This window comes from Anaerococcus obesiensis ph10, from assembly GCF_000311745.1.
GTDB lineage: Bacteria > Bacillota > Clostridia > Tissierellales > Peptoniphilaceae > Anaerococcus > Anaerococcus vaginalis.
The window spans coordinates 1025487-1051906 of record NZ_HE978531.1 but is presented as its reverse complement, the minus strand read 5'-3'; the positions used below and the strand labels follow the sequence as shown (position 1 = coordinate 1051906).

The window sequence follows — 26420 nt, the reverse complement described above, 5'->3', positions numbered from 1 at the left end:
GAGGATATTATGGCAGTTATAGAATTAACAGTAGTACCAATAGGAACAAAAGAAACCTCAGTTTCAAAATATGTAGCAGGATGCGAAAAAGTTTTGAAAGAATATGAAGATTTGGAAGTAAGATTAAATCCGATGGGAACAGTTATCCATGGAGATATAGACAGGGCCTTTGAAGCAATCAGAGCCTGCCAAGAATCAGTTTTTAAAAATGGAGCAGATAGAGTTTATTCAGTAATAAAAATAGACGACAGACGCGACAAAAAAGCAAGTCTTGACCAAAAAATAAAATCAGTTGAAGATAAGATGTAAAATATTTTATCTTAATTTAAAAATTCCCCAAAATTAATGGGGAATTTTTGTTTGCTTATTTTACGAAAATAATGGAAGTAAATATCTTAGTAAAAATACTAAGGCAAGGACATAAACAAGTGGGGAAACTTCTTTTCCTTTTCCTGTTAATAATTTTACGCTTGCGTATGAAATCATTCCAAAGGCGATTCCTTCTGCAATTGAGTAAGCAAATGGCATCATTATTATTGTCATAAAGGCTGGGAATGATTCTGTGAAATCTCCAAAATTAATATCAACAATTGAATCTATCATAAATAATCCTACCATTACAAGAGCAGCTGCTGTTGCTTGAGCTGGAATTATTGTGATTAATGGATAGAAAAATATTGATAGGAAAAAACAAAATCCTGTTGATAAAGCAGTTAGTCCTGTTCTTCCACCTTCTGCAACTCCAGTTGCACTTTCTACAAATGTTGTTACGGTTGATGTTCCTAAAAGTGCTCCTATTGTTGTTCCAATACTATCTGCAAAAAGTGCACGACCAGCATTTGGCAACTGTCCATTTTCATCTAACATTTTTGCTTTTGTTGCAACTCCTGTAAGTGTTCCTATTGTATCAAATAAATCTACAAATAAAAATGCGAATACAACAGAAAACATTTCAAGTGAAAACATTGATGAAAAATCTAATTTGAAAGCAATTGGACTAAGTGATGGTGGCAATTGAATAATTCCGCCTTCTGGGAGCTTGCTTACTCCTGTAAATAGGGCAATAATTGTAGAAATTATGATTCCTATTAACAAGGCTCCTTTTGTTTTTCTTGCTGTTAAAACTGCCATAATCAAAAGTCCTATAAAAAATATAAAACTTTCTTTGCTAACTAAATTTCCAAGTCCAAGGCCTACATCATTTTTTACAATTACAGTAGAATTTAATAAACCAATTAGAGAAATAAATAATCCGATTCCTACTGATACTGCAGTTTTCAAACTTCTTGGTATGGCATTAAAAATTGCTTCACGTACATTAAAAAATGTTAAAAATACAAAAATAATTCCTTCAATAAAAACGGCTGCTAATGCAAATTCCCAACTTTTTCCCATAGTCATTACAACTGTGTAGGTAAAAAATGCGTTTAGTCCCATGCCTGGTGCAAGGGCAAAAGGAAGGTTTGCGTAAAGAGCCATAATTAAAATTGCAATTATTGATGCAATTATTGTTGCAGTAAATACTGCGCCCTTATCCATTCCGGCATCTCCCAAAATTTGTGGATTTACTGCCAAAATATATGACATAGTCATAAATGTTGTAATTCCTGCCATAATTTCAGTTTTTACATTTGTTTTTTTCTCTTTTAATCTGAAAATTTTTTCGGCAAGTGATTCGTTCGAATTTTTTTCCATAATTCCTCCTTTTTTTCGAGCATATTATATCATAATTACTTTAATTAATCACTTTATTTTTTTATAAATTTCTCATATAATGTATTCAAGGAGGAAGTTTTGACGACAAAAAATATAATTGAGTTATTTGTAATGATTTTGGGGATTTTGCTTTCTGCATTTTTTTCATCTTCAGAAACTGCTATTACTTCTGTAAACAAATTTAAATTAAGGCAACTTGAAGAAAAAAATGTAAAAAACGCATCATTGCTTAGAAAACTCGTTGATGATAGCCAAAACACAATTACAACAATTCTTGTTGGAAATAATATTGTAAATATTGTTACTACTACCATAGCTGCATTATTTTTTACTGATATTTTTGGAGCTGCTGGTGCTTTTATTTCTACAGTTGTTGTAACTATAACAGTTTTAATTTTTGGAGAAATTACTCCAAAGCTTGCAGCTCAAATTAATAGCGAAAAAATAGCTCTTAGATTTTCAAAAGCTATTTATATTGTTTCTATAATTTTAAAGCCTACGGTATTTTTATTGGGATTATTTACAAAATATCTTACAAAAAAATTATCTGATGGGGCTGATAATTCTGATAAGGTTACAGAAGAAGATTTGAAAACTATTGTAGATGTTGGGGAAGAGCAAGGCGTTATTAACAATGAAGAAAGTGAAATTATAAATAATGTTTTTGATTTTGCTGGATCTTTTGCATCTGATATTATGACTCCAAGAACTAATATGGAGGCAATAGCTATTGATTCGACTAAGGAAGAATTGGATAAATTTTTAATTGAATCTAAGCATTCAAGAATTCCTGTTTATGGCGAAAGTATTGATAATATTGTAGGCGTTTTGCACATGAAAGATATTGTTACTTTTGTCGCTGAGGGCAGAGAGCCAAGGCTTAAAGATATGCTAAGGCAAACTTACTATGCTTATGAAAATATGAATATAATTGATCTTTTTAAATCAATGAAAAAAATGAATGTGTCCCTTGCTATTGTTGTTGATGAATACGGCGGAACGGAAGGGCTTGTTTCGATTGAAGATATTATTGAGGAGCTTGTTGGAGATATTTACGATGAATATGATCCTGATGATGAAAAAGTCTACAAGGTTTCTGATAATGAATTTATAGTTGATGCAAGTATGCACATAAATGATTTTAATGATTATTTTAATAGAGATATTAAAGAAGTTAAAAATGATTCGGTTGGAGGTTTGGTAATTGATTATCTTAACCGTCTTCCTAAAACTGGAGATATTGTAAAGGTTGATGATGTTACTTTGATTTGTGAGAAGGTTGAACGTTACAAGATAAATTTACTTAGAGTTAAATTTGATAGCGAAAGTTAGAGGTATTATGAAACAAACAGTTTATATTACAGGTCACAAAAATCCAGATACTGATTCTATTTGCTCAGCCCTTGCTTATGCAAATCTAAAAAATAGGCTGGGAGATAGCGAGGCGATTCCGATTAGACTTGGTCATGTAAATCAAGAAACTCAATTTGTTCTTGATTATTTTGGAGTTAAGGCTCCTCTTCACAAGGATTCTATGAAACTTCAAATAAAAGATATTGACTATGACAATTCTTATAATGTTGATGAATCTCTTCCAATTAGAAATGCTTGGTCAATAATTCAAGAAAATAAATTGAACTCTCTTTTTGTAGTAGATGATAAGGAAAGATTAATTGGAGTTGCATCTTTGTCAAACTTAACCCATTCTTATATGGAAGTTTGGGATGATAGAATTATTGGAAGAACTCACACGCCAATTGAAAATATAGTGGATATTTTATCTGCAAAGCTTATGGTCAATCCAAAAAAACCTAGAGATTTTACAGGCAAAATGATGGTTTATGCCATGAATGAAAAAGATTCTCCAGAAACTTCTTTGGTTGGAGATGGAGATTTGGTTATAACAGGAAATAGGCTTGAAGCTCAAGAGTATTTGATAAATAAAAATATTTCTTTAATTATTTTAACCAATGGCTCTGATATGAAAGAGGAGCTAAAAAAAGAGGCTGAAAAAAATAATATTACAATTATTTCAACAGAATATGATACCTTTATGACTGCAAGACTTTTGCCAATGGCAGTTCCAATTGCAAATGTTATGAGCACAGAAAATTTGGTTTATTTTTCTCCAGAAGATACAGTTGATACAGTTCGTGAAGTTATGGGAAAAACTAGATTTAGATCTTATCCAATTGTTGATGCAAGGGGAAAAGTTCTTGGGGCAATTTCAAGATACCATTTGATTTCTGATGAGAAGAAAAAATTAATTTTGGTTGACCACAACGAAAGAAACCAATCAGTTGATGATATTGATTATGCAGAAATAATTGAAATAATTGACCACCACAGAGTAGCTAATGTTGTAACAAATCAACCCTTATTTTTTAGGGCAGAGCCTGTGGGTTCAACTGCAACCATAGTTGCAAAAATGTTTTTTGAATCAGGAATAAGACCTACAAAAGAGATTGCCGGTTTACTTTCAGCAGCAATAATTTCTGATACTCTTTTATTTAGATCTCCAACAACAACAGAAACTGACAAAAGAGTTTTAAATAGACTTACAAAAATTGCAGATATTAATCCAGAAGATTTTGCTATGAAGATGTTTAAGGCTGGAACAAGTCTTAAAAATAAATCGCCAGAAGATTTAATTGATGGAGATGTAAAAGCATTTACAATTGGAGATGACAAAATTAGAGTTGGACAAGTTATGACAATGAATCCAGAAGAATTAAATCCTATAAAAGATAAATTAATTGCTCTTATGAAAGAAAGATTAAATGCTAAGGGAGAAAATACATTTGTCCTTGTTCTTACAGATATTTTCAATAAAAAATCTGAATTATTAGTCGTGGGAAACTATCTTGATGATATAGAAAAAGTTTTTGGAAATAAGGTAAACAATGGAACAATTTCAGCTCCTGGTGTTTTATCCAGAAAAAAACAAGTTATACCAAAAATAACTGAAGCTATTATGAATTCCCACAATAATTAAACTTTACTGAAAAAAATTTCTATGCTATAATATAGAAAATTTAGAAAACAGGAGAAAATAATGAAAAACTTAAATTTTGCACAAACTAGCTTTTACTTTTTTAACTTTACTTTTGACAAAAGTAAGGCTATTTATCATGTGCAAAATTTTAAAACATTTTAAGTTTTTTTGAATTTTAGCTTCTTGGTAATAGCCAGGAAGCTTTTTTATTTTTAAATAATAAATTAGCTTAAAAAATTACATAAAAAATTTTAAAAGAAAAAAGAGATTTTATTAGGAGAAGAAAATGATTATTAAATTAAAAAATGGTGCAAATGAAAAAGAAGTACAAGATCTTATAAAAGAAATTGAAGATATGGGGCTTAAAGTAAGTAAGGCAGTTGGTTTTAAAACGACTATTTTGGGACTTTTGGGAGATACATCCAAGGTTTCAAAAGATGATATGAAATCAAAAAGTGTTGTTGATGATGTAATAAGAATCCAAGAGCCTTATAAAAAAGCAAACAGAAAATTTCACCCAGAAGATACAATAATTACTCTCGAAAATGGAACAAAAATCGGTGGTGGATCTTTTGTTTATATGGCAGGACCATGTTCAGTCGAAAGCGAAGAACAAATTGTATCAATTGCAAAAAAAATCAAAAAATCTGGTGCAACAATTTTAAGAGGAGGAGCTTTTAAGCCAAGAACAAGCCCATATTCTTTTCAAGGTTATGGCAAAAAAGCTATTGATTATCTAATAAAAGCAAAAGAAGAAACAGGTCTTGCCCTTGTTTCAGAAATTATGGAAATTAACCAATTAAAATATTTTGACAATGTAGATATTCTTCAAGTTGGAGCAAGAAATATGCAAAATTTTGATTTATTAAAAGCACTTGGAGAAGTTGATAAACCAATTTTATTAAAAAGAGGCCTATCTGCAACTTATGAAGAATTATTGATGGCATCAGAATATATTATGAGCAGGGGAAATACAAAAGTTATTCTTTGTGAAAGAGGAATTAGGACTTTTGAAACAGCAACAAGAAATACTTTGGACGTAACTGCTGTTCCATTTTTGCACGAAAAAACTCATCTTCCAATAATAATCGACCCATCTCATGCGGCGGGAATTTCAAGATATGTAAAAGATTTATCTCTTAGTGCAACGGCAGTTGGGGCAGATGGACTTATGATAGAAGTTCACGAAAATCCTGCAAAAGCATTTTCTGATGGAGCTCAATGCGTAGTTCCAGATGATTTTGACAAAATAGTAAAGGCTACAAAAAAAATCCATGATTTAAGAAAGGAAATTTAAAATGAGTCAAAGCTTTGGCAAAAATTTAAAAATAACCATATTTGGCTCAAGCCACCAAGAATATATGGGTGTAGTTATGGATAATATGAAAATTGGTTTTGAAATTGACATGGAAAAACTTAATAATTTTATGCAAAGAAGAGCTCCAGGAAAATCAAAATTTACCACAAAAAGAAAAGAAAGTGACAAGATAAATTTTATTTCTGGAGTAAGAGATAATAAAATAATTTCAAAAACCATAACAGCAATAATAAAAAATGAGAATTACAAATCCAAAGATTATGAAAATTTAAATGATATTCCAAGGCCATCTCATGCAGACTATACTAGTTTTATAAAATATGGAAATGATATGGATATGAATGGGGGAGGACCTTTTTCTGGAAGATTAACTGCACCGTTTTGTCTTGCAGGAGGAATTGCCAAGCAAATTTTAGAAGAAAAAAATATAAAAATTTCATCAAGGATTAAAAATATTGGAGGAATTGAAGATAAAAATATTGATTTGGCAAATCCTCCTATGGATGAATTGGAAAAAATTTCTCAAAAAGAAATTCTTGTTTTGGACGAAAAAAAGAAAAGAAATTAGAAATCTTTTAGAAGAAGTAAAAAAAGATGGAGATTCTATTGGAGGAATTTGCCAAGTTTTTGGGGAAAATATTCCAAAAGGACTTGGAGATCCGCTATTTGATTCTTTTGAGGCAAAAATTTCCTATCTTTCTTATGGGATTCCTGCTCTTAGGGCGGTTTCTTTTGGTTTGGGACTTGATGCAATGAAAATGAAAGGTTCTCAGCACAACGACCAATTTGAAATTAAAAATGGACAAGTAAAAACTATAACAAATAATGCTGGTGGAGTTGTTGGAGGAATTACAAATGGTATGCCTGTAGTTTTTGATTTAATTTTCAAACCGACTCCGTCAATTTCTATTTGTCAAAAATCATTTTCTATAAAAGAAAAAAAGAAAAAATATTGCAAATTAAAGGACGACACGATCCATGCCTTGCCCTTAGAACTCCTCCTATTGGAGAATCTATTTTAGCTTTAACCTTATTGGACTTGTTAAATGATTGAAAATATTGAAAAAATTATTAAAAATTTAGAAAAAGAAAATTATAAAAAAGAAGATTTGGAAAATCTAGATAAACTTGTAAAAGGAAAATATAAAGATTATATGATGAGCCTTTGTGATGGAAAATTTTCGAAATATTTACAAGATAAATTTATAAGAGAAATTTTTCCTAAAGAAGGAAAAATTGCTGTAGGAGGGGCAAAAGGCTCTTATGCCGATCAAGTTTCCCATATTATTTTTCCCAAAGGTAAAATAAACTATTACAAAAAATTTAACCAAATCCTTGATTCAATAGATGAAAATATATGTGATTTTGGAATTTTGCCTTTAGAAAATTCATCTTTTGGCTCTGTAAAAGAAGTTTATAATCTAATGCTTGAAAGAAATTTTTTTATAATTGGAAATTATAAGCTAGATATAAATCATTATTTGTTGGGAAATTTAGATGCAAAACTTTCTGATATAAAAACAGTTTATTCTCATCCGCAAGCTCTTGGCCAATGTGGAAAATATATAAATAAACACGGATTTATTCAAAAAGAATATTATAATACGGCTCTTGCGAGCAAATATATAAAAGAGAAAAATGATAAAAAACTTGGAGCTATTGGCTCAAAATTTTGTGCTAAGGTTTATAAATTAAAAATAATTGACGAAAATATTCAAAATGAATCAAATAATTATACGAGATTTATTATAGTGTCTAAAAATTTAAAAATTTATGAAAAGGCAAATAAAATTTCTGTAAGGCTAAAAGCTTTTGATAAGCCGGGTTCTCTTATTAATATTGTAGAAAAATTTAAAATTTTGGGTGTAAATATGACTAAGCTTGAATCTTCTCCAATTCCTGGTTCTGATTTTGAATTTGTATTTTATTTTGACTTTGAAGGCTCTATTAAAGAGAAAAGAATTAGGAGTCTTTTGGATTTTTTATATGAAAATACTAGAGATTTTGAATTTATGGGAGCTTATATTGACTTTAACAAAGCATTTGACAAAAATATAAATTCAATATATAATCAAAATAACTTATAAGTTAAAATAATAAAACTTTGATCAGAAGTAAGTAAGTTTTATAAATCTTTTATAGAGAGTTTGTGTGTGGTGGAAACAAGCAAAGAAGTAAAACCGAATGGATCTGAGAGTGCTAAGGTGAAAAAAGTACCCAAGGCCGTCTTCCCACGTTATAGGGATATGATATGAAATTATTTTAAATTAGTATCAGAATAAAGATATGTAGGATTTATTAATTTATTGAAATTTATTTTACATAAAAAGGATGGCACCGCGAATTCAACCATTTGCTCCTTTGGAGTAAGTGGTTTTTTTATTGGAAAATTTTAAAATATTTAAAGGAGAAAATTATGAAAACAAAAACTATAACTCAAGCGTCAATTTTACTTGCAATAGGAACAATACTTCATTTGATACCAGGCTTTGTGGGAATGGTAAAACCTGATTTTATGTTGGTGTGTGTTTTTACAATTATTATTTTAAATAAGGATTTTAAAATGTCACTTGCAGTAGGTCTTGCTGGTGGAATTTTGGCAGGAATTACAACGAGTGCACCAGGTGGTTTTGTGCCAAATATTACAGATAAAATTATTTCATCCTTATTTGTATATTTTGCTGTAAAATTTTTTGAAAAAATAAAAATAGAAAATATTTTTTCGATTGGGAGCCTATATTTTCTTGGAACTGCAATATCTGGACTTGTATTTTTATTTTTGATGAATATAACAGGAGCTTTACCAGAAGGATTTGGTATAAAATTAATGTTTGTAAGCCTAGTTCTTCCAACTGCTGGCATAAATATTCTTGTAGGCTTATTTTTTGATAAAGTTATGAGCACGTATAATAAAAATTTTGCAAGAAGCCTAGCTCAGATTTGATTTAGAGCGTAGACAATTTAAATTAAGGAAAAATTTTTGATTTTTATAGGATAAAAATTCAGAGCGTAGACAAATCCTCAAGCACGAATATCGGACTTCAAAAATTGTTGATTTCTAAATTCCAAAATTCTAAAAACGCAAACTCGCTAACGCTCAAACAGTGCGTTTTTTTGACGAATTTTAAAATTTGAAATCAAATCAATTTTTTCCGTATGATATTCTTAGCATGAGGATTTGTATACTTTGTCAACAGTCTGGATTTTTATAGGATAAAAATTTTTTTAATGGAAAAAATATAAATTATTATTTTATTTTTTTAAAAAACCTTTATAATAATAAGAATAAACTTATATTAATTAGAAAGAGGTTAGTCCGTTTTGGAAATTATAAAATTAAATGCTAAGTTGGGCGATTTTTTGTGGGGTTATCCTATGATTATCGTCTTGATTTTTGGGGGAATAGTTTTAAATTATAGGTCAAATTTTTGGGTTTTTAAAAATTTTTCTTATATTTTTAAAAATACTTTTGGAAGACTTGTTAAGGATTCAAAATCTGATGAAAATTCTATTTCTCCTTTTGAGGCGGTTTCGACAGCTCTTGCTGGAACGATTGGGGCTGGAAATATTGTAGGAGTTGCAACGGCAATTGGCTTTGGTGGTGCTGGGGCGATTTTTTGGATGTGGATTGCAAGTTTTATTTGTATGACAACAAAAATGGCTGAAGTTACTATGGCTGTTGCTACAAGAATTTCAGATGATGATGGAAAATATATTGGCGGACCAATGTATTATATCGAAAAGGGAACTGGCTCAAAATTTTTGGCGAAAATTTTTTCGTTTTTTGCTTTTATTGCAATTATTGGAACGGGAGCTTTGGTTCAATCAAATTCTATTTCTGAATCTTTAAATGCTATGACTGGTTTAAATTTGCATCTTGGTGGAATTTTAATCGTTATTTTTATGCTTTTGGTTCTTGTTGGTGGGATAAAAAGAATTGGAGCTTTTGCATCTAAAATTGTGCCTATAATGTCAGTTTTTTATATTGTAGCTTGTATTTTGATTCTTATTTTGCAAATTGAAAATTTAATTCCAGCTTTTAAAGAAATTATTATTGGAGCTTTTAATCCAAAAGCTTTTGCAGGAGGAGCAACAGGCTCTGGGATTTTAATTTCTATTAGGTGGGGGCTTGCAAGGGGAATTTTTTCTAATGAAGCAGGTCTTGGTACAGCACCCATGGCTCATGCAACAAGTCATACCGACCATCCAATTAGACAAGGAATGTGGGGAGCGATTGAAGTTTTTATTTCTTCAATGATTATTTGTACCATGACTGCCCTTGTAATTATTACAAGTGGAATTTATAAAACACAAGGCCTTGAAGGTGCTGCCCTTACGGCTGCATCATTTTCAAAATCAATTTTTTGGGGAAAATATTTGGTCTCTTTGGCTTTAGTGTTATTTGCTTTTACAACGACAGTCTCTTGGTGCTATTATGGGCAAAGATGTGTAAAATATTTGACAGGATCAAGTAAACTTTCTGATTTATTCAAATATATTTATATTATTTTTTGCTATCTAGGCTCAATCGGCGGTTTGAAATTTGCTTGGTCGGTTGCTGATACAGCAAATGCTTTAATGGTTGTTCCAAATATTTTGGCACTGATTATAATGAGCAAGACTTATAGGAAAATTTTAAATGATTTTGATAAGTACAAAGATTCAGAAAAAAAAGGAAATTATTTTTGGACTTATGATAATAAGTGGGAAAAATATTTTGAAAAAAATTAAAAATCAAAAAAGACTTTTGCATTGGTATTTGCAAAAGTCTTTTTTTTTATTTATTTAATTTTTCAAGCAAGAAATCTGGATCAATTCCGTGAACCATACAAGCTTCATCTAAGGTTTCGTACAAAGATGAAGGACAAGCAATACAACCCATTCCTATTGAAAGGAAAGTGTTAATTGATTCTGGTTTTGCTTGGATTATATCTCCGATTAACATATCGTGTGTGATTTCCACCTTCTCTTTTTTTCTATCTTCTAAAGCCATAAAAACCCTCCTTTATGTCTAAAAATTATTTTACTATAAGAGAAATTAAAAATCAAAGTAAAATACTAGGAATTGGGGTACAATTATTTTGGTGATGTTATGAATGAGAAAAATTTAAAAAATATTATGGAATTAAGGAAAAAACTCCAAGATCTAGATGAAAATTTGGAAAAAATAAAAAGAAAAATTCATTTTTTTCATTTTTTCTTAAATCTTTATTTTTTCTTTGATTTTTTTATTAATTATATCTTTGGCTAAGACAAAAACGCCTACAAAAATTATGGTTTTTGTTGGAGCTTTTATTATTTCAAATTTTGTTCAGTCGATTTTAATTTCAAAAAAACAAAATGAGGAAATTGAAAAAATAAAAAGGGAAAAAATTAAAATTCAAGCTGAAATATTCAGCCTTGCCAAAGATTTAGAAAATTGAAAAAAATTTTAGAGTAAGTATAATATTAGCAGTCGGCAATGTGAAGTGCTAAGGAGGATTTATGAAAAAAGAATTTAAAGCAGAAGCCAAAAAAGTTATGGATTTGATGATAAATTCAATCTATACAAACAAGGATATTTTTCTTAGGGAATTAATATCAAACGGCTCAGATGCTATTGATAAATTATATTATAAAGATTTAAAATCAGATAAAAACGTAGACAAAAAAGATTATTATATCGAAATAATTCCAAACAAGGAAGAAAGATCTTTAACAATAAGGGATACTGGAATTGGAATGGATGAAAAAGATTTGGAAGAAAATCTTGGAACAATTGCAAAATCTGGTACAGAAATTTTCAAAAAAGAAATTGAAAGCGAAGATTTAAATAATCTAATTGGACAATTTGGAGTTGGATTTTATTCAGCCTTTATGGTAAGCAAAAAAATTATCGTAAATACCAAAAAAGATGACCAAGCTTATAAATGGGTAAGTGAAAATGCCGAAAGCTATGAAATTGAAAAATCTGACAAAAAAGAAAATGGAACAGATATTACCTTATTTTTAAAAGAAAATACAGAAGATGAAAACTATGATATTTATCTTGACAAATATAAAATCAAAGAACTTGTAAGAAAATATTCAAATTACATCAGATATCCAATCAAAATGGAAGTTACAAAGTCAAGAAAAACTAAAGATTCTACAGATGAAGATCCAAAATATGAAGATTATAAGGAAGTAGAAGTTTTAAATTCTGAAATTCCAATTTGGAAAAAATCCAAAAAAGATTTGACTGATGAAGATTATATAAATTTCTACAAGGATCAAGGATTTGGTTTTGATGATCCTTTATCATGGATTCATTTAAACATAGAAGGAACTGTTGAATTTAAGGCGATAATTTATATTCCAAGAAAAGCTCCTTTTGATTTTTATTCAAAAGATTACCAAAAAGGTCTACAACTTTATTCATCAGGAGTAAAAATTAAAGATAGGCACGAAGATTTACTTGAAGATGAATTTTCTTTTGCCAAAGGAGTTGTTGAAAGTGATGATATTTCCTTAAATATTTCAAGAGAAACCCTTCAAGAAACAAGAGAATTAAGATTTATTGCCAAACAAATAAATAATAAAATCAGATCTCACTTAATGGATTTGATGAAAAATGATAGGGAAAAATACCAAATATTTTTCAAAGAATTTGGTAACAATTTGAAAGTTGCAATTTATGAATCATTTGGAGGGAAAAAAGATAGGCTAGAAGATTTACTATTATTCAATTCCTACAGAAAAGACAAAATGATTTCATTAAATGAATACAAGAAAGATTTGAAATCAACAGATGAAAATATCCTTTATACAGTTGGAGAAAATTTAGAAAAAATCAAAAATTCCCCAGCCTTAAAATCAGTAGATGAAGACAAAGATGTTCTTTTACTTGATGAAAAATTGGATGAATTTTTGATAAAAATGCTAAATACTTACAAGGAAATTCCTTTTAAATCAATAAATCAAGTTGAAGAAAACGAAGGTGAAAACGAAGAAAACAAAGACTTGGTTGAAAAAATCAAGGAAATTTTACCTGAAGAAGTAGTAGATGTAAAAATTTCAGATAATTTATCAGAAGATGTAATTTCAATGATAAAACAAAGGGGAGATGTTTCAATTGAGATGGAAAAAACTTTAAAATCTCAAGTAAATGCCCCAGATATTAAGGCGGAGAAAGTTTTAGAAATAAATAAAAATTCCAAGGCCTATGAATTATTAGAAAAAGATTTGAAAGAAAATTCTGATGAATTTAAAATGATAGTAAATATTTTATTTGATCAAGCAAAACTTATAGAAGGACTTGAAATTGATAATCCTCTTGAGTATGCAAAAAATATATGGAAATTAATTTAGGAGAAAAAAATGACAGAGTACAAAAGAAAAAATGTCTGGGAAAATTTATCCCAAGACCAAGAAAAAGAATTAGAAAGTCTTTCAAAAGATTATATGGATTTTTTGGACAAGGGAAAAACTGAAAGACTTGCTACAAAAGAAATTATAAATTTAGCAAAAAAAGCAGGTTATGTTGACCTTGAAGAAAAAATAAAGGCTGGAAAAATAAAGACTGGCGATAAAATCTATGCAGTAAATAAAAATAAAGCTGTAGCTATGTTTCATATAGGAAGCGAAGATTTATCAGATGGACTTGCTATAGTTGGAGGTCACATCGATTCGCCAAGGCTTGATTTAAAACCTGTTCCGCTTACAGAAGAAAACGGACTTGCTTATTTAAAAACTCACTATTATGGGGGAGTAAAAAAATATAATTGGACAAATATGCCCCTTGCCCTTCACGGAGTAGTTTTTACAAAAAATGGAGAAAAAGTAGATATTTCAATCGGAGATAAGGATGATGAGCCAGTATTTTTTATCTCAGAGCTTTTAATTCATTTATCAAGACAATTGATGGAAAAATCTGCAAAAGAAGTTATAACAGGCGAGCAATTGTCAATTATAGTTGGCAATAGGCCACTATTAGATGAAAAAGAAAATCCAGTTAAGAAAAATATTTTAAAAATTTTAAATGAAAAATACGGAATTGAAGAAGAAGATTTTATAACGGCAGAACTTGAAGCAGTTCCAGCTGGAAAAGCAAGAGAGGTTGGTTTTGATAAATCAATGATAGCCTCCCACGGCCATGATGATAGAGTTTGCTCATACGCAGCTTTGAGAGCTTTGCTTGATATAAAAGAAAGTAAAAAAACTTTGGTAGGACTTTTTGTTGACAAGGAAGAAATTGGTTCAGTTGGAGCAACAGGAATGACTTCACAATTTTTTGAAAATACTCTTTTAGAAATTATGAATTTAAAAGAAGAATTTGATTTGATTAAATTTAAAAGGGCATTGAGAAATTCAAAAGTTTTATCAGCTGACGTAACCTTGGCAGAAGATCCAAACTTTAAAGATGCAACAGAAAGTCAAAACTCAGCACAAATTTCTCACGGAGTTGCCTTAACAAAATACACAGGCTCAGGTGGAAAAGGTGGATCAAATGATGCAGATGCAGAATATTTATCACAAGTTAGACTTGCTTTTAATAAAGATGAAGTAATTTTTCAAACAGGAGAGCTTGGAAAAGTTGATCAAGGTGGTGGAGGAACAATAGCCTATATTCTTGCAGAATATGGAATGGATGTAGTTGATTGTGGAACGCCAGTAATATCTATGCACGCACCAATAGAATTAATTTCGAAAGCAGATTTCTACTCAACTTTTACAGCTTATAGAGCCTTTTATAAAAATATTTGACAAGAATTTTAATCTAGCGTATAATATTACGCTAATTTGACTTATCCACAATTTTGTTGTATAATATATACAAATGCATGGAAGGTGGATATATGGAATTTAAATCAGTTAGTGAAATAAGGTCAGAAGTTAAAAAAAACGTAGGAAAAGAAGTTACTTTAAAAGCTGATAAGGGTAGAAAAAGAATTGTTACCAAAAGCGGTATAATTTTAGACGCTTTCCCAAGTGTATTTACAATAAAAGTAAATAATGATTTTGATGCAGAAAGAACTGTATCATACAGCTACTCAGATGTTTTAACATCTACAGTTAGATTACAAATAAACAATTAATTATAGATTAATTCAAAAAATCATCCTAATATTTTGAGGATGATTTTTTTGATTTTAATTTTATTAAAAAAATTAATTTGAATTTTGATTTAAAAAATTTCAACAAAAAAGAGCAAGAAATTCTTGCTCTTTTTTTGTTTAAAATTTAATTATTTATTTGATCCAGCGTCTGAAGCAGGTGTACTAGCATCGTTTGATGATGGTGTGCTTGCTGCGTTTGAATCCATTGTACTAGCGTTAGAATCAGATTTTTCTGTAGTTGTTGTTGAAGCTGGTGTGCTTGAAGCGTTTGATGTTGTGTCAGCTTTTTTTCCACATCCTACTAAAGCAACTGTTAATGCTAATACTGGTAATACTTTTTTAATTTTCATTGTTTAATCCCCCTGTTTAAAAAAATATACTTACTATCTTAACCGATAGTAAGTATAATATACCAGATTTGAAGAAAAATTCAAATATTTATGTGAAAAATATTTTTATTTTATAATATATAATTAAAATCTCATTTAATTAAATTTCTATATTGACCCAATCGCCTTTTCTAAATCTTGTCCATAATCCGATAAATCGTGAAACTTGATCTGCTAGAACTCCTATCCAAATTCCTTGAAGTCCCAAATGAATAATATTTACAAAAAATAATGTTGCAGCAGATCTTATAAAGGTAATTGAAATCAAACTTACGGCAAGTGTATATTTTACATCGCCTGCTGCTCTCAAAGCTCCTCCAAAAATTATTTCAGAAATTTGGAAAATAACTATGAATATAAGATAAAAAGTTATTACAGAGCCCATAGCTATTATTTTGTCATCATCAAAAAATAATCTGAAAATATTTTTTCTAAACAATACAAAAATAACAGATATTATTATTGAAATTGTTAAGCCAATTTCTTGGCAAGTTTTTCCATATTTTATTGCTTCTTCTTTTTTTCTTGCTCCGAGGGCATTGCCTGTAAGGGCAACTGCTGCAACCTGCATACCATCCCCGAATGAAAATGAAAGAGAAAGCAAATTCATTCCTACATTGTGAGCTGCAAATTGGTCTGTTCCAAGTTTTGCGGCTGTGATTGCTGTAACCAAAAATCCAATTCTTGCTGCTATATTTTCTATAAAAATATTTGAGCCTAGTCCAAAAATTTCTTTAAATATAAAATTTGAGAAAGTAAGTTTATATTTTTTTATAAGCCCAAAAGACATATATGATGATCTTCTAAAAAGAGAAGAAAAACTCATAACTGCTGCAACAAAAGCTCCCAAAACTGTTGCGATTGCAGCTCCTTTTACTCCTAATTTTGGAAAACCAAAATTTCCATTTATAAGTAAATAATTGAAAAATATATTTATAATAGAAGAAACTAGATTTGTTGTAAAGGCTATTTGTGTATTTCCACTTCCCCTTTGGCCTGCATTTATTGTCATGGAAATTACATTAAATATCATTCCTGCCATTATAATTTTAAAATATGAAACTCCCAAATCGTGAGTGTCAGGAGATGAGCCTGCAAGTTTTATAATTTGTGGAGTAAATATTACAAAAATTGAAGAGATTATTATACATAAACTAACAGCTACAATCATTGCAGTAACCATAGTTTGGTTCGCCATTTTTTTATCTTCTTCGCCTTTTCTTCTTGCAACTAGGGCTGAAACTGAAACGGAAATTGCAATAAAGAAGGAAAGGGCGATAAATTTTGGCTGGGTTGTAAGTCCAATTGCAGCAACTGCTGATGAACCGATTGATGAAACCATAAAGGTATCAATTAAGCCTGCCAAAGAAATAAAAAATGACTCCAAGACAGACGGCCAAGCAATTTGCAAGGCCCTTTTCCAATATTTATTTTTAATCAAAAAACTACCTCACTTTCTATAATTTTTTCAAAATTTCATTTATACTAATATCATTTGCTTTATCATCAATCTTAATTTGCATATCAAGAATACAAGCTATCATATCCCTTGTATTTTTAATTGCAAGTAAAAAATCATTATTTTTCAAATAATTTGCCAAAAAAATTGAGTCAAACAAGTCCCCGCTTCCGCCAAAAGACTTGTCCAAAAATTTATAATCTTCTTCTATAAAATATTTATCCTTAGCCAAAATAAAATGTCTGTTTCCATCTTCAACACTTGTAATAATAAATTTTTTACCGATATTTTCATAATAATCTACAATATCATGAGCTTTTTTAAATTTATTATCAGTCAAAAGCCTTGCCTCTGTGAGATTTGGAATAATTATATGGGCATAATCTGCCATATATTTATAAATTTCTACAATATTTTTATCAAGACCACTATAGATTTTTCCAGAATCTCCCATGATTGGATCAAGTACCATAAATAGATTATTTTCTTTTACAAAATCACAAATTATTTTTGCCTGATTAAAATTTAAAACAAAGCCCACAAAAACTGCCTTATATTTTCTGTTTTGCTTTTTATAAACTTCAAGAGTATTGGTCAAAAAATTACTAGAATCAAAAATTTCTATGGGTTTTAGAGAAAACATATTTGAAATTAAAGCTGTAGGTACAAAATCTACATCAAAAGAATAAAAATTTAATACACTTTTGCAAAGACTTCCACCAATATTTCCACTTGAAAGAAAGTCATTAATAAGCAAAATTTTTTCATTATTTTTACAAGATTTCATATAACTCCTTTAAAAAAAATACTAATTCATTCTTATAGAACTATTATAGTTATATTAATGAAAATAAGCAAATAAGAAGATTTTTGTTAGATTTTTTAATAAAATATTTTAAATTTTTATCCTGTTAAAATAAGGCGAAATTAGGTATAATAATATCATGAAAAAGTATAATAACAATATGAAAAAATATAATGAAAAAATTAAAAAAATATTAAACGATAACAAATTTGTTGAAAAAACAAAATCATCTTTATTGAAAGTTGTTTTTGGCAGGGCGGGTTTGTATGTTTTATTGGTACTTGCTCAAATTTTTATTTTTATGGCAATACTTAGACATCTTTCAATCGACCCATCTGTAATTTTTGGATCATCAGCATTAATAGCGGCAATTTCTTTGCTTGTGATTTTGTCAATGGATGTAAATCCTTACGAAAAGCTTTCTTGGTTTTTTCTAATTGCAGCTTTTCCTACTTTTGGAATTATGTTTTTTATCTTATCAAGAATTGATATAGGAAAAAAAATCGAAGAAAGCTCAATTATGGATAGCGAAGAAGAAACCAATTATCTGCACACAATCGATGAAGATTTGGTAGAAGAATTAAAAAATGAAGATAAGGAATTTTATAATTTAGTAAAATATTTAAATGATTACGGCTCATATCCTGTAAGCAAAAATAATGATGCAAAATATTACAGAGTTGGAGATGACGCAGTTAATGATATTATTGAGGCGATAAGAAACGCCAAGGATTTTATTTTTGTAGAATTTTTTATAATACACCAAGGATATTTTTGGGGGACAATTCTAGAAGAGCTTGCACAAAAAGCAAGTGAGGGTGTTGAAGTAAGACTTATGTATGATGGAACAAATGCAATTTTAAATCTACCAAAAAATTTTCCAGAAGAGATGGAAAATCTTGGAATAAAATGCAAAGTTTTTTCTCCAATAATTCCAATTATATCAACCTACCACAACAACAGAGATCATAGAAAAATTTTGGTAGTAGATGGCAAAGTAGCTTTTACAGGCGGAGTAAATTTGGCTGACGAATATATAAATGTAGAAGAAAGATTTGGCCATTGGAAAGATACTTTTATAAGATTAAAAGGCCCAGTAGTTCAATCATTTACAATTATGTTTTTGCAATTGTGGGATAGCGAAGAAAAAGAAGATTTAAAAAGATATTTACAAACATATTCACAAAAGTCACAAGGCTATATGATTGGAGTTGGAGATAATCCGATTAGAAAAGAAAGATTTTTCAAAAATATTTATATGCACATACTAGATACAGCTAAAGACTACGCCTATATCATGACACCTTATTTAATTATAGATAATGAAATGACAAAATCTTTAACTTTTGCAGCAAAAAGAGGAGTAGATGTAAGAATAATTCTTCCAGCTATTCCAGACAAAAAAATTCCATATATGCTAGCAAAATCTCATTACAAAAAATTAATTGAATCCGGAGTTAAAATTTATGAATATTTGCCAGGATTTATCCATGCAAAAACTTGGGTTTCCGATAATGAAAAAGCAGTAGTAGGATCAGTAAATGTAGATTATAGAGCTCTTTATTTAAATTTTGAATGCGGAGTGTATATTCACAAACATCCAGTAATAAATGAAATATTAAAAGATTTTGAAATAAGTTTTGATATAGGAAAACAAATAAGCCTTGACGATGTAAAATCTTATCCAATTTATAAAAAAATAATAGCTTTCATAGTAAAACCATTTGCCCCATTAATGTAAACCTAGTTTTATCTAGGTTTTTTTCTTTGAAAAATTTTAAAATAAATTTCAAAAAAATATTTGACAAGAAAAATATTCTAGTTATAATTGAATTAAGAAGTGTATGGAGATACACCATACACCATACAGAAATTATAGGAAGGGGTTTTTATGTTTGATTTAAATAGCTCATCTCAAATTCCTTTGAATGAACAAATCGTTGAGCAAACAAAATTAATGATTGCTCAAGGAATTTTGATTGACGGCGACACTATGCCATCTGTAAGAGATTTATCAAAAGCTCTTTTGATTAATCAATCTACCGTTCAAAAAGCCTACAACAAATTAAAAGAAGAAGGAATTTTGCTTACAAAAAAAGGTCTTGGGACTTTTGTAAGTTTAGATGATGAAATAATTGATGTAAAAAAAGAAAAACTTGAGAAAAAACTCTACGATATTTTTTTGAAATGTATTTTTTATGGAATAAGTTTTGAAAAGATTAAAAATATTTATGAAAAGAGCAAGGAGGACTCTAATGGCTGTGGAAGTAATGAGCCTTTATAAATCTTTTGGGGAAAATAAGGTTTTGGAAGATGTAAATTTTTCTTTGGAAGAAGGAAAAATATATGCTTTGGTTGGAAGAAATGGCTCTGGCAAAACTACTCTTTTGAAAGTAATGGCTGATATTTTTCAAAAAGATTTGGGCAAGGTTAATGTTTTTGGAAAATCTTGTGCGGAGGATAAGCACATATTGGAAAATATTGTTTATTTGCCTGATAGGTTTGATTATTTTGATTATATATCGGTTGAAAAAATGCTTGAATATTATGAAGTTATTTATCCGAATTTCAACAAAAAATTTGCAAAAAAAGAGCTTGAAAAAAATAATATAGATTTAAAAAAATCTTTGAGATCTTTTTCAAAAGGATATAAAAATTTGATTGGGCTTTTGGCTACTATTTCTACAAATGCAAAAGTTGTTCTTTTGGATGAAATTCTTGATGGGATGGATGTTTTAAATAAGGAGATTATTCTTACTTATATTTTGGATTTGAAAGAAGAAGGAAGAACTGTTCTTGCATCAAGCCACGAGCTTGAGGAATTGGCAAAAGTTGCTGATGAAACTCTCTATCTTTCTAAGGAAGGAAAACTTACAAATCTTTATCAAAATAAGGAAAAATTTGTTAAGTTGCAAGTGGTTGTAAAGGATGAATTAGATCCAAAAATTCTTGAAAAATCTGTTTTGAGATTTCATTTGGGAAGAGTTTATACAATTTTGATTGATAATAGAGAAAATATTCTTGATGATATAAAAAGAAATGAATCTATTGTACAATTTGATGTTTTGGAATCAAAAATTGAGGATAATTTTTATTGGGAGAAGGGAAGGAGTAAATAATGAAAGACTTTAAGAAAGAAATTAAAATTCTTACAATAAGAAATGGATTTTGGATAATTCTTGCTGTTTTAGTTAGCCTTCTTTTTTATGGAGTTTTCCAAACAAATACCTTGGAAGAAAAACATGATTCTTTGGTTAGTGTTACAAATAAAATAAATATCATGGCAAATACAGGCAAGAAATACAAAAAAGATGTAGTAATAGATAAAGAATTCTTTGAAAAAAATGATATTATTTTTAAAAAAATGGCAAAAAAATATGAATATGGCAAGTATGATAATTTTAATTTTTCAAAAGCAAGTGAAGAGGAAATGAAAAAATATGATGAGTATTATTTAAAAAATGGAGAATATTTGCAAAACCTAACTAGCTATAACTATTTGTCAAAAGAGATGAAGGAAAAAACGAACAATTTCTTTTCAATTCCTATAAGTATTACGGGTATGATTGTGGTTTTAGTTTTGGGATTTTTATTTTCATCAATGGAGCATTCAACTTCTTATTATGAATTTGCCAGAACTTATCCATGGACAAAGAAAAAAGATTTTCTAATGAAAATTATATTTGGGCTTGTAATTATTTTTGGCTTTGTTTTGATAAGCTCAATTTTAAATTATATGATAGTAAAAACTTCAAATGTTGAAATTTTAAAAACTGGCGTCAAATATATTCCAGGAAATTTGAAAAATTTTGGATTTTTGTCAGCTATTTATCTTACAATTTTGTCAGTAGGTTTTATGGCAGGAAATATTTTAGGTCATGTTGGACTAGGCGTAATGACTTTTTTCTTTATTGATATTGTAAATGCTATATGGGACAGTTTAAATATGTTATTCAAAGGCGAATCTTTATATGAAAGGTCTTTAATATATTTAATTGAAAATAAAATTCCTAATGACACATCTTATTTTAACAAAATTATTAAAGTTATTTTAAGACCTGCTTCAAATTATGATAATTCTTACTTAGCCTTGGCTGGATTAATAATATTTTCCTTGCTTGTATTTATAGTTTCATATTCTTTGATAGAAAAAACGAAAACAGAAAAATCTGGAAAGATGGTTTTGTTAAAACCTATAGAAAATCTTGCGAAAGTTTTAATAATTTTGCTTTGTGCGTGCGGTGGAACTATGATTTTTCAACAATCTGTTTTCAAAGGATTCTCTATAATTAATTTTGTAATATTTGCATTTTTAATTTTTGTATTTACTAAAATATTTAATATTTTGTTTAAATTAAAATTAAAAGTTTAAAAAATTAAAAGGCTGGAGTTTATCTTCAGTCTTTTTGTGTGATTAAAATTTTAAATTTGGTAAAATAGAATAAAGAAAAAAATTAAGGAGTGAAATTATGGCAAAAGATAGGTTGACTTGGAATGAATATTTTATAAAACTTGCTCACATGGTTGCTCTTAGGGGAACTTGCGACAGGGCTTATGTTGGTTGCGTTCTTGTAAATGGCGAAAATAGAATTATTTCTACAGGCTACAATGGTTCAATAAAAGGAAATCCGCATTGCGATGAAGTAGGGCATACGATGAGAGATGGTCATTGTATTGCAACAATTCATGCAGAAATGAATGCGCTTTTGTATTGTGCAAAAGAAGGAATTCCTGTCAAAAATTCTATTTGCTATGTAACTCATTTTCCTTGCCTAAATTGCACAAAAAGTTTGATTCAAGCGGGCATTAAAGAAATTTATTATTCAAATGATTATAGAATTGATCCTTATGCAATAGAACTTTTGGAGAAAAATAAAATAAAATATGAAAAGATAGAAAATAGAAATTGAGAATAAAATGGGATACAAAAAAAGAAAACTTGAGATAATAAAAAAATTTATAAGTCTAAATATTATTTTGGACGGCAGAAAACTTTTGAAAAATAAGGGAGAAAATTCAAAAGATTTAAGCGAGCTTGAAAGTCATTTTGGCAAAAATTTGAGGAGCTTGTTCGAAGAATTGGGACCTGTTTTTGTGAAATTTGGACAATTATTATCTACAAGAAGAGATATATTTTCAGAAAATATAATTACAGAGCTTGAAAAATTACAAGATGATGTAAAAGAAGAAGATTTTGAAAATATAAAAGAAGTTTTTTATGAAGAATTTTCAAAAGATATTTATGATGTCTTTGATGAATTTGAAAAAAAACCACTTGCATCAGGCTCAATTGCCCAAACCCACTTGGCAACTATAAAGGTCGGCTCTCTTGAGAGAAAAGTTGTTGTCAAAATTCAAAGAAAAGATATGGACAAAAGAGTTGTTGAAGATTTGAAAATAATGAATGATCTTTATAAAAAACTCGAAATAAAACTTGAAGGAATAAAATCTTTTAATTTTGGAGAAATTATCCAAGAATTTTCTCTTTCCCTAATTAGAGAAATTGACTTTGAAGTTGAAAAAAATAATATAAAAAAATACAGAAAATTAAATATTCAAAAAAAAGACCTCCTTTCTCCTGACGTCTATGATTCATATTCAAGCAAAAAAGTTTTGACAATGGAATACATTGATGGCAAATCTATAAGGTCAGTTTATGAAAAAAGGTCAGATATTAGAAAAGAATTAGCTGAAAAAATCATAGGAGCTTATGTAAATCAAATGTTTACTTATGGATATTTTCACGCTGATCCTCATCCTGGAAATATTTTTGTAGATGATAATTTAAATATTTATTTGATAGATTTTGGTATTGTTGGAAATTTATCGGAAAATTATCGCTATCAAATAATGAAAATATTTTTGGGAGCAAGTTTTAATGAAGTAAAACTTATAACTGATGCCATAATTGGCATGGGACTTTTGGAATTTGATTCCAAAAAAATTGGAGATTTTGAAAAAAGAATACAAAAACTTTTGGATAAATACATGGTGATGAGCCTAAATCAAATGAAACTTGCAGATTTGATTAGAGATTTTTATACGCTTTTGGTGGATTATTCCATAAAAATACCATCAGAGCTTACAAATTTTGCAAAAACAGTTTTAATTTTGGAAGGCTTAATCGAAAAATTAGTTTACAAAGAATCATTCCTAGAACTTGCCCTTCCAATAGCAAAATCTATGGTATTTAAAATTTTTAGTCCAGACTTAGTTATTGATAGAATAAGACCAAAAATGTATGATACCTACTCATTAATAAAAGAATTTCCACAAACAACCCTAAATATTTTAAGGCAACTAGCAAGAGGAGATTTTAGGATAATCGACCAAAAAAGCGAAGAAGAAAGAAAGTCCTATGAAAAAACTGAAAATCAAAAAACACAAGCTATAATTTTTCTAGGACTTTGCCTAATAATTGCATCATCACTTTTTGGCTTGGCATTTGTAGAAATTGATAAAAATATTTTAAAAGCACTCTTGGTAACAAGTTTATTTTTGGGATTTTTTATGGCATTTGCCATAATCAAAAATATATACAGAAAGGAATAAAATGAGAAAAACAAAAGAATTTGAAGTAGAAAGATTTCTTGCAAATAGCGAGGGATATTTAAAAAATAAATATCTTTTGTCTTTAATGTTTGAAGTATCCTTTGATCAAGCAGAAGAAGTAGAAGATGGAAAAATCATGGAAGATAAGAGGTGGATAGTTTATTCTTGGGATATAAAAATCAAAAAGCCCATAAAAGCAAAAGATAAAATAAAAATTACCACCTTCGCCATTGATATGAAAAAATTCTACGCTTACAGAAACTTTATCATAGAAAGAAATGATGAAGAAATTGTAGAAGCCTATTGCGTGTTTTTGCTTTTTGACCTTAAAAAAATGCGACCAATAAAAATTCCAAAAGAAATAGCAAAAGCCTACCAAAAAGAAAAAGCCATATATGAAGAAAAATCACACGAATATGGCGATAAATTTACAAATTTAGAAAAAATTCAAATAAGATATACAGATATAGACACAAATTATCATGTGAATAACGCATCCTACATGGATTTATTAAGAGAAATTACAAAAGTCAAAGACCAAGATATAGAATTTATAAATATAGTTTATAAAAATGAAATAAGAGATAAAAAATATATACTTGGAGAAAAATCCAAAAACAAAAATGAAATTTCATATAGATTTGTAGACGATGACAAAAAAATTTATACCTACGGAAAGATAGTAAAAAGAAATGTATAAAGAAAATTACGGAAACATTCCAAACAAAGACAAAATAAATTATTATTTAATAGAAGATAACCAAAATATAGGAGCTTGGGTAAGAAGATCAAAAATTATAGGCAAAACAGCAAAAATGATGGCAAAAGAATTAGGACTAGACAAAGACATAGCCTTTGCTTGTGGCTCACTTTTTGAAATTGGGAAAAAAGAAAATAAAAACAATTTAGAAAAAAATATAAGAGGATTTTATATTTTAAGAAAAGAATCATATTTTTTTCCAGCAAAAACCAATCTTAGCCATTCCTTTATAATAAAAGATATAGACTCCTTTATAGGAGAAGATAATCTAGAAGAAAAAGATAAAAAAATAATAAAAAATTTTCTCCTATCCTACACCTACACAGATTACGATAAACTAATCCAAGTGCTAGACAATTCAATCACAGATAAATATATAGGAATAGAAAAATATCAAAAATATTTAAAAGAAAAATACAAAAAAATTCCATACGAAAAAGAAAGATTAAAAATACTAGAAAGCTACCAAAAATATTTTGAAAATAAATTAAAAAATCCAATAGAATATTATACAAATAAAAATATAAAAAAATAAAACGACTCAAAGCAAATACGATTTGAAAGAGTCGTTTTTTGTTTGTATAAGCCCCCTCAGTTAGACTTGGGAGTCAGTATAGCTTTAGCAATGATAACCAAACAAAAATACCTCAGTGATATAATAAATTTGCGGTCTGCCAACTGCAAAATAAAAAAATCAATGAGGTATTAAATGACACTCATAGTTTATCACATACTAAATGGAGTTGTAAATATTACCATGATAGAGACCAATGAAATGGCTCTCTGCTAGGGATCTAAAAGGAAAGGAAAAAATGATTATGGAAAAGATGATGAATACACAAACAGATGGGAACACATTTACAAAGAAAATCGGGCAGATGGTCTATGTTGTCCGTTATCATTTAGATGAAGAGGCAAAGGAAACAATGTAGGAGAAGATCAACTGGATGTGATGGTTACAGAAGCAAGCCGAATGGCAGTGTATTAGAATTAGGTGGATGTAATTGAAGAAAAAATATGATATTATGAGAGTAACAAATTTGAATCTGTGGAGATGTTGAGATGATAAAAAAATACAAAATAGGTTTTGATATATGGGGATTGATTACTTTTATTATTATTATGATTCCCAATTTTATTTGGTTCGCAGTTCCAGCACCGAATGATATTTTAAGGGGAGAGTCAATTACAAAAACAGTAGATGTAATAGCATCTATATGTCAGGTGTTAATGGTAATGTCGTTATGTATATTCATTAATCAAGACCGTAAAAAAATAAGTATCACACGATTTATTATGGCCACAATTATTTGTTGTCTACTGTATTTTTCATGTTGGATATTTTATTA

26 protein-coding genes, 1 pseudogene and 1 other annotated feature are annotated in these 26420 nt (G+C 28.8%); of the genes and pseudogenes, 22 read left to right on the top strand and 5 right to left on the bottom strand.

All coding sequences use genetic code 11. The features are described from left to right. Nucleotides 1-9 precede the first annotated feature (9 nt). A complete protein-coding gene (locus HGAG_RS05330) occupies nucleotides 10-309 on the top strand; it encodes an MTH1187 family thiamine-binding protein (RefSeq protein ID WP_004838072.1) in 300 nt (99 codons plus the stop codon). Between the two features lie 60 nt (nucleotides 310-369). On the opposite strand, the gene HGAG_RS05325 is transcribed toward HGAG_RS05330, so the two are convergent. Then, nucleotides 370-1695: an NCS2 family permease gene (locus HGAG_RS05325; protein ID WP_019118219.1), complete on the bottom strand. Its 1326-nt coding sequence runs from the start codon at nucleotides 1693-1695 to the stop codon at nucleotides 370-372. A 99-nt stretch (nucleotides 1696-1794) separates the two neighbouring features. Between HGAG_RS05325 and HGAG_RS05320 the strand changes: the two genes are divergently transcribed. The 8 genes and pseudogenes from HGAG_RS05320 to HGAG_RS05285 all read left to right on the top strand — a co-directional run bounded on the left by HGAG_RS05320 (nucleotide 1795) and on the right by HGAG_RS05285 (nucleotide 10760). Then, nucleotides 1795-3048, top strand: a complete 1254-nt coding sequence (locus HGAG_RS05320) for a hemolysin family protein (RefSeq protein WP_019118218.1) — start codon at nucleotides 1795-1797, stop codon at nucleotides 3046-3048. 7 nt (nucleotides 3049-3055) lie between these two features. After that, on the top strand, nucleotides 3056-4711 hold the full coding sequence (locus HGAG_RS05315) for a putative manganese-dependent inorganic diphosphatase (protein ID WP_019118217.1): 1656 nt from the start codon (nucleotides 3056-3058) through the stop codon (nucleotides 4709-4711). Nucleotides 4712-4997: 286 nt separating this feature from the next. Then, nucleotides 4998-6008 carry a 3-deoxy-7-phosphoheptulonate synthase gene (aroF, locus tag HGAG_RS05305; protein ID WP_019118215.1) on the top strand — a complete coding sequence of 337 codons (1011 nt, stop codon included), beginning with the start codon at nucleotides 4998-5000 and terminating at the stop codon, nucleotides 6006-6008. Nucleotide 6009: 1 nt separating this feature from the next. After that, nucleotides 6010-6597, top strand: a complete 588-nt coding sequence (locus tag HGAG_RS12060) for a chorismate synthase (protein WP_019118214.1) — start codon at nucleotides 6010-6012, stop codon at nucleotides 6595-6597. After that, nucleotides 6533-7083, top strand: a pseudogene (locus HGAG_RS12055) (chorismate synthase). Before HGAG_RS12060 ends, HGAG_RS12055 begins: the two are co-directional and overlap by 65 nt. Beyond that, nucleotides 7076-8116, top strand: coding sequence for a prephenate dehydratase (locus tag HGAG_RS05295; protein ID WP_019118213.1), 1041 nt, complete (start codon nucleotides 7076-7078; stop codon nucleotides 8114-8116). Before HGAG_RS12055 ends, HGAG_RS05295 begins: the two are co-directional and overlap by 8 nt. An 8-nt stretch (nucleotides 8117-8124) precedes the next feature. After that, nucleotides 8125-8393, top strand: a binding site (T-box leader). 52 nt (nucleotides 8394-8445) lie between these two features. Further along, nucleotides 8446-8973 (top strand): tryptophan transporter, encoded by a 528-nt coding sequence (locus tag HGAG_RS05290; RefSeq protein ID WP_019118212.1) that lies wholly within the window; start codon nucleotides 8446-8448, stop codon nucleotides 8971-8973. Nucleotides 8974-9404: 431 nt separating this feature from the next. Further along, nucleotides 9405-10760, top strand: a complete 1356-nt coding sequence (locus HGAG_RS05285; protein ID WP_456151203.1) for an alanine/glycine:cation symporter family protein — start codon at nucleotides 9405-9407, stop codon at nucleotides 10758-10760. Nucleotides 10761-10806: 46 nt separating this feature from the next. Here the strand turns inward: HGAG_RS05285 and HGAG_RS05275 are convergent, their stop codons facing one another. After that, on the bottom strand, nucleotides 10807-11022 hold the full coding sequence (locus HGAG_RS05275) for a DUF1858 domain-containing protein (RefSeq protein ID WP_004838081.1): 216 nt from the start codon (nucleotides 11020-11022) through the stop codon (nucleotides 10807-10809). Between the two features lie 280 nt (nucleotides 11023-11302). Here HGAG_RS05275 and HGAG_RS12045 point away from each other — a divergent pair, with 280 nt between their 5' ends. The 4 genes from HGAG_RS12045 to HGAG_RS05255 all read left to right on the top strand — a co-directional run bounded on the left by HGAG_RS12045 (nucleotide 11303) and on the right by HGAG_RS05255 (nucleotide 15085). After that, the gene (locus HGAG_RS12045) at nucleotides 11303-11452 is read left to right on the top strand and encodes a hypothetical protein (protein ID WP_019118208.1); all 150 of its coding nucleotides are present in this window, start codon (nucleotides 11303-11305) and stop codon (nucleotides 11450-11452) included. A 61-nt stretch (nucleotides 11453-11513) separates the two neighbouring features. Beyond that, nucleotides 11514-13358, top strand: a complete 1845-nt coding sequence (htpG, locus tag HGAG_RS05265; protein ID WP_019118207.1) for a molecular chaperone HtpG — start codon at nucleotides 11514-11516, stop codon at nucleotides 13356-13358. 9 nt (nucleotides 13359-13367) lie between these two features. Further along, nucleotides 13368-14753 (top strand): aminopeptidase, encoded by a 1386-nt coding sequence (locus HGAG_RS05260; RefSeq protein ID WP_019118206.1) that lies wholly within the window; start codon nucleotides 13368-13370, stop codon nucleotides 14751-14753. 92 nt (nucleotides 14754-14845) lie between these two features. After that, complete coding sequence (locus HGAG_RS05255) at nucleotides 14846-15085, top strand: Veg family protein (protein ID WP_019118205.1); 240 nt, start codon at nucleotides 14846-14848, stop codon at nucleotides 15083-15085. A gap of 149 nt (nucleotides 15086-15234) precedes the next feature. Here HGAG_RS05255 and HGAG_RS05250 read toward each other — a convergent pair whose 3' ends face one another. From HGAG_RS05250 to HGAG_RS05240, 3 genes are all read right to left on the bottom strand, one after another. Then, on the bottom strand, nucleotides 15235-15456 hold the full coding sequence (locus HGAG_RS05250) for a hypothetical protein (RefSeq protein WP_019118204.1): 222 nt from the start codon (nucleotides 15454-15456) through the stop codon (nucleotides 15235-15237). Between the two features lie 139 nt (nucleotides 15457-15595). Beyond that, entirely contained in the window at nucleotides 15596-16936 is a 1341-nt protein-coding gene (locus HGAG_RS05245) for an MATE family efflux transporter (protein WP_019118203.1), read from the bottom strand. Between the two features lie 16 nt (nucleotides 16937-16952). Beyond that, nucleotides 16953-17741: a bifunctional hydroxymethylpyrimidine kinase/phosphomethylpyrimidine kinase gene (locus tag HGAG_RS05240; RefSeq protein ID WP_019118202.1), complete on the bottom strand. Its 789-nt coding sequence runs from the start codon at nucleotides 17739-17741 to the stop codon at nucleotides 16953-16955. 157 nt (nucleotides 17742-17898) lie between these two features. Between HGAG_RS05240 and cls the strand changes: the two genes are divergently transcribed. From cls to HGAG_RS11320, 9 genes are all read left to right on the top strand, one after another. Beyond that, on the top strand, nucleotides 17899-19500 hold the full coding sequence (gene cls / locus HGAG_RS05235) for a cardiolipin synthase (protein ID WP_019118201.1): 1602 nt from the start codon (nucleotides 17899-17901) through the stop codon (nucleotides 19498-19500). Between the two features lie 150 nt (nucleotides 19501-19650). After that, nucleotides 19651-20043 carry a GntR family transcriptional regulator gene (locus HGAG_RS05230; RefSeq protein ID WP_019118200.1) on the top strand — a complete coding sequence of 131 codons (393 nt, stop codon included), beginning with the start codon at nucleotides 19651-19653 and terminating at the stop codon, nucleotides 20041-20043. Then, nucleotides 20015-20878, top strand: coding sequence for an ATP-binding cassette domain-containing protein (locus HGAG_RS05225; protein ID WP_019118199.1), 864 nt, complete (start codon nucleotides 20015-20017; stop codon nucleotides 20876-20878). Before HGAG_RS05230 ends, HGAG_RS05225 begins: the two co-directional genes overlap by 29 nt. Beyond that, a complete protein-coding gene (locus HGAG_RS05220; protein ID WP_019118198.1) occupies nucleotides 20878-22131 on the top strand; it encodes a membrane protein in 1254 nt (417 codons plus the stop codon). Before HGAG_RS05225 ends, HGAG_RS05220 begins: the two co-directional genes overlap by 1 nt. A gap of 97 nt (nucleotides 22132-22228) precedes the next feature. Further along, entirely contained in the window at nucleotides 22229-22669 is a 441-nt protein-coding gene (locus tag HGAG_RS05215; protein WP_004838093.1) for a deoxycytidylate deaminase, read from the top strand. 7 nt (nucleotides 22670-22676) lie between these two features. Continuing rightward, nucleotides 22677-24311 carry an ABC1 kinase family protein gene (locus tag HGAG_RS05210; protein WP_019118197.1) on the top strand — a complete coding sequence of 545 codons (1635 nt, stop codon included), beginning with the start codon at nucleotides 22677-22679 and terminating at the stop codon, nucleotides 24309-24311. A 1-nt stretch (nucleotide 24312) separates the two neighbouring features. Then, nucleotides 24313-25011, top strand: coding sequence for an acyl-ACP thioesterase domain-containing protein (locus HGAG_RS05205; protein WP_019118196.1), 699 nt, complete (start codon nucleotides 24313-24315; stop codon nucleotides 25009-25011). Beyond that, entirely contained in the window at nucleotides 25004-25606 is a 603-nt protein-coding gene (locus HGAG_RS05200) for an HD domain-containing protein (protein ID WP_019118195.1), read from the top strand. The genes HGAG_RS05205 and HGAG_RS05200 overlap by 8 nt, the downstream gene beginning before the upstream one ends. A 235-nt stretch (nucleotides 25607-25841) precedes the next feature. Next, a complete protein-coding gene (locus HGAG_RS11320) occupies nucleotides 25842-26003 on the top strand; it encodes a hypothetical protein (RefSeq protein WP_019118194.1) in 162 nt (53 codons plus the stop codon). Nucleotides 26004-26420: the final 417 nt, after the last annotated feature.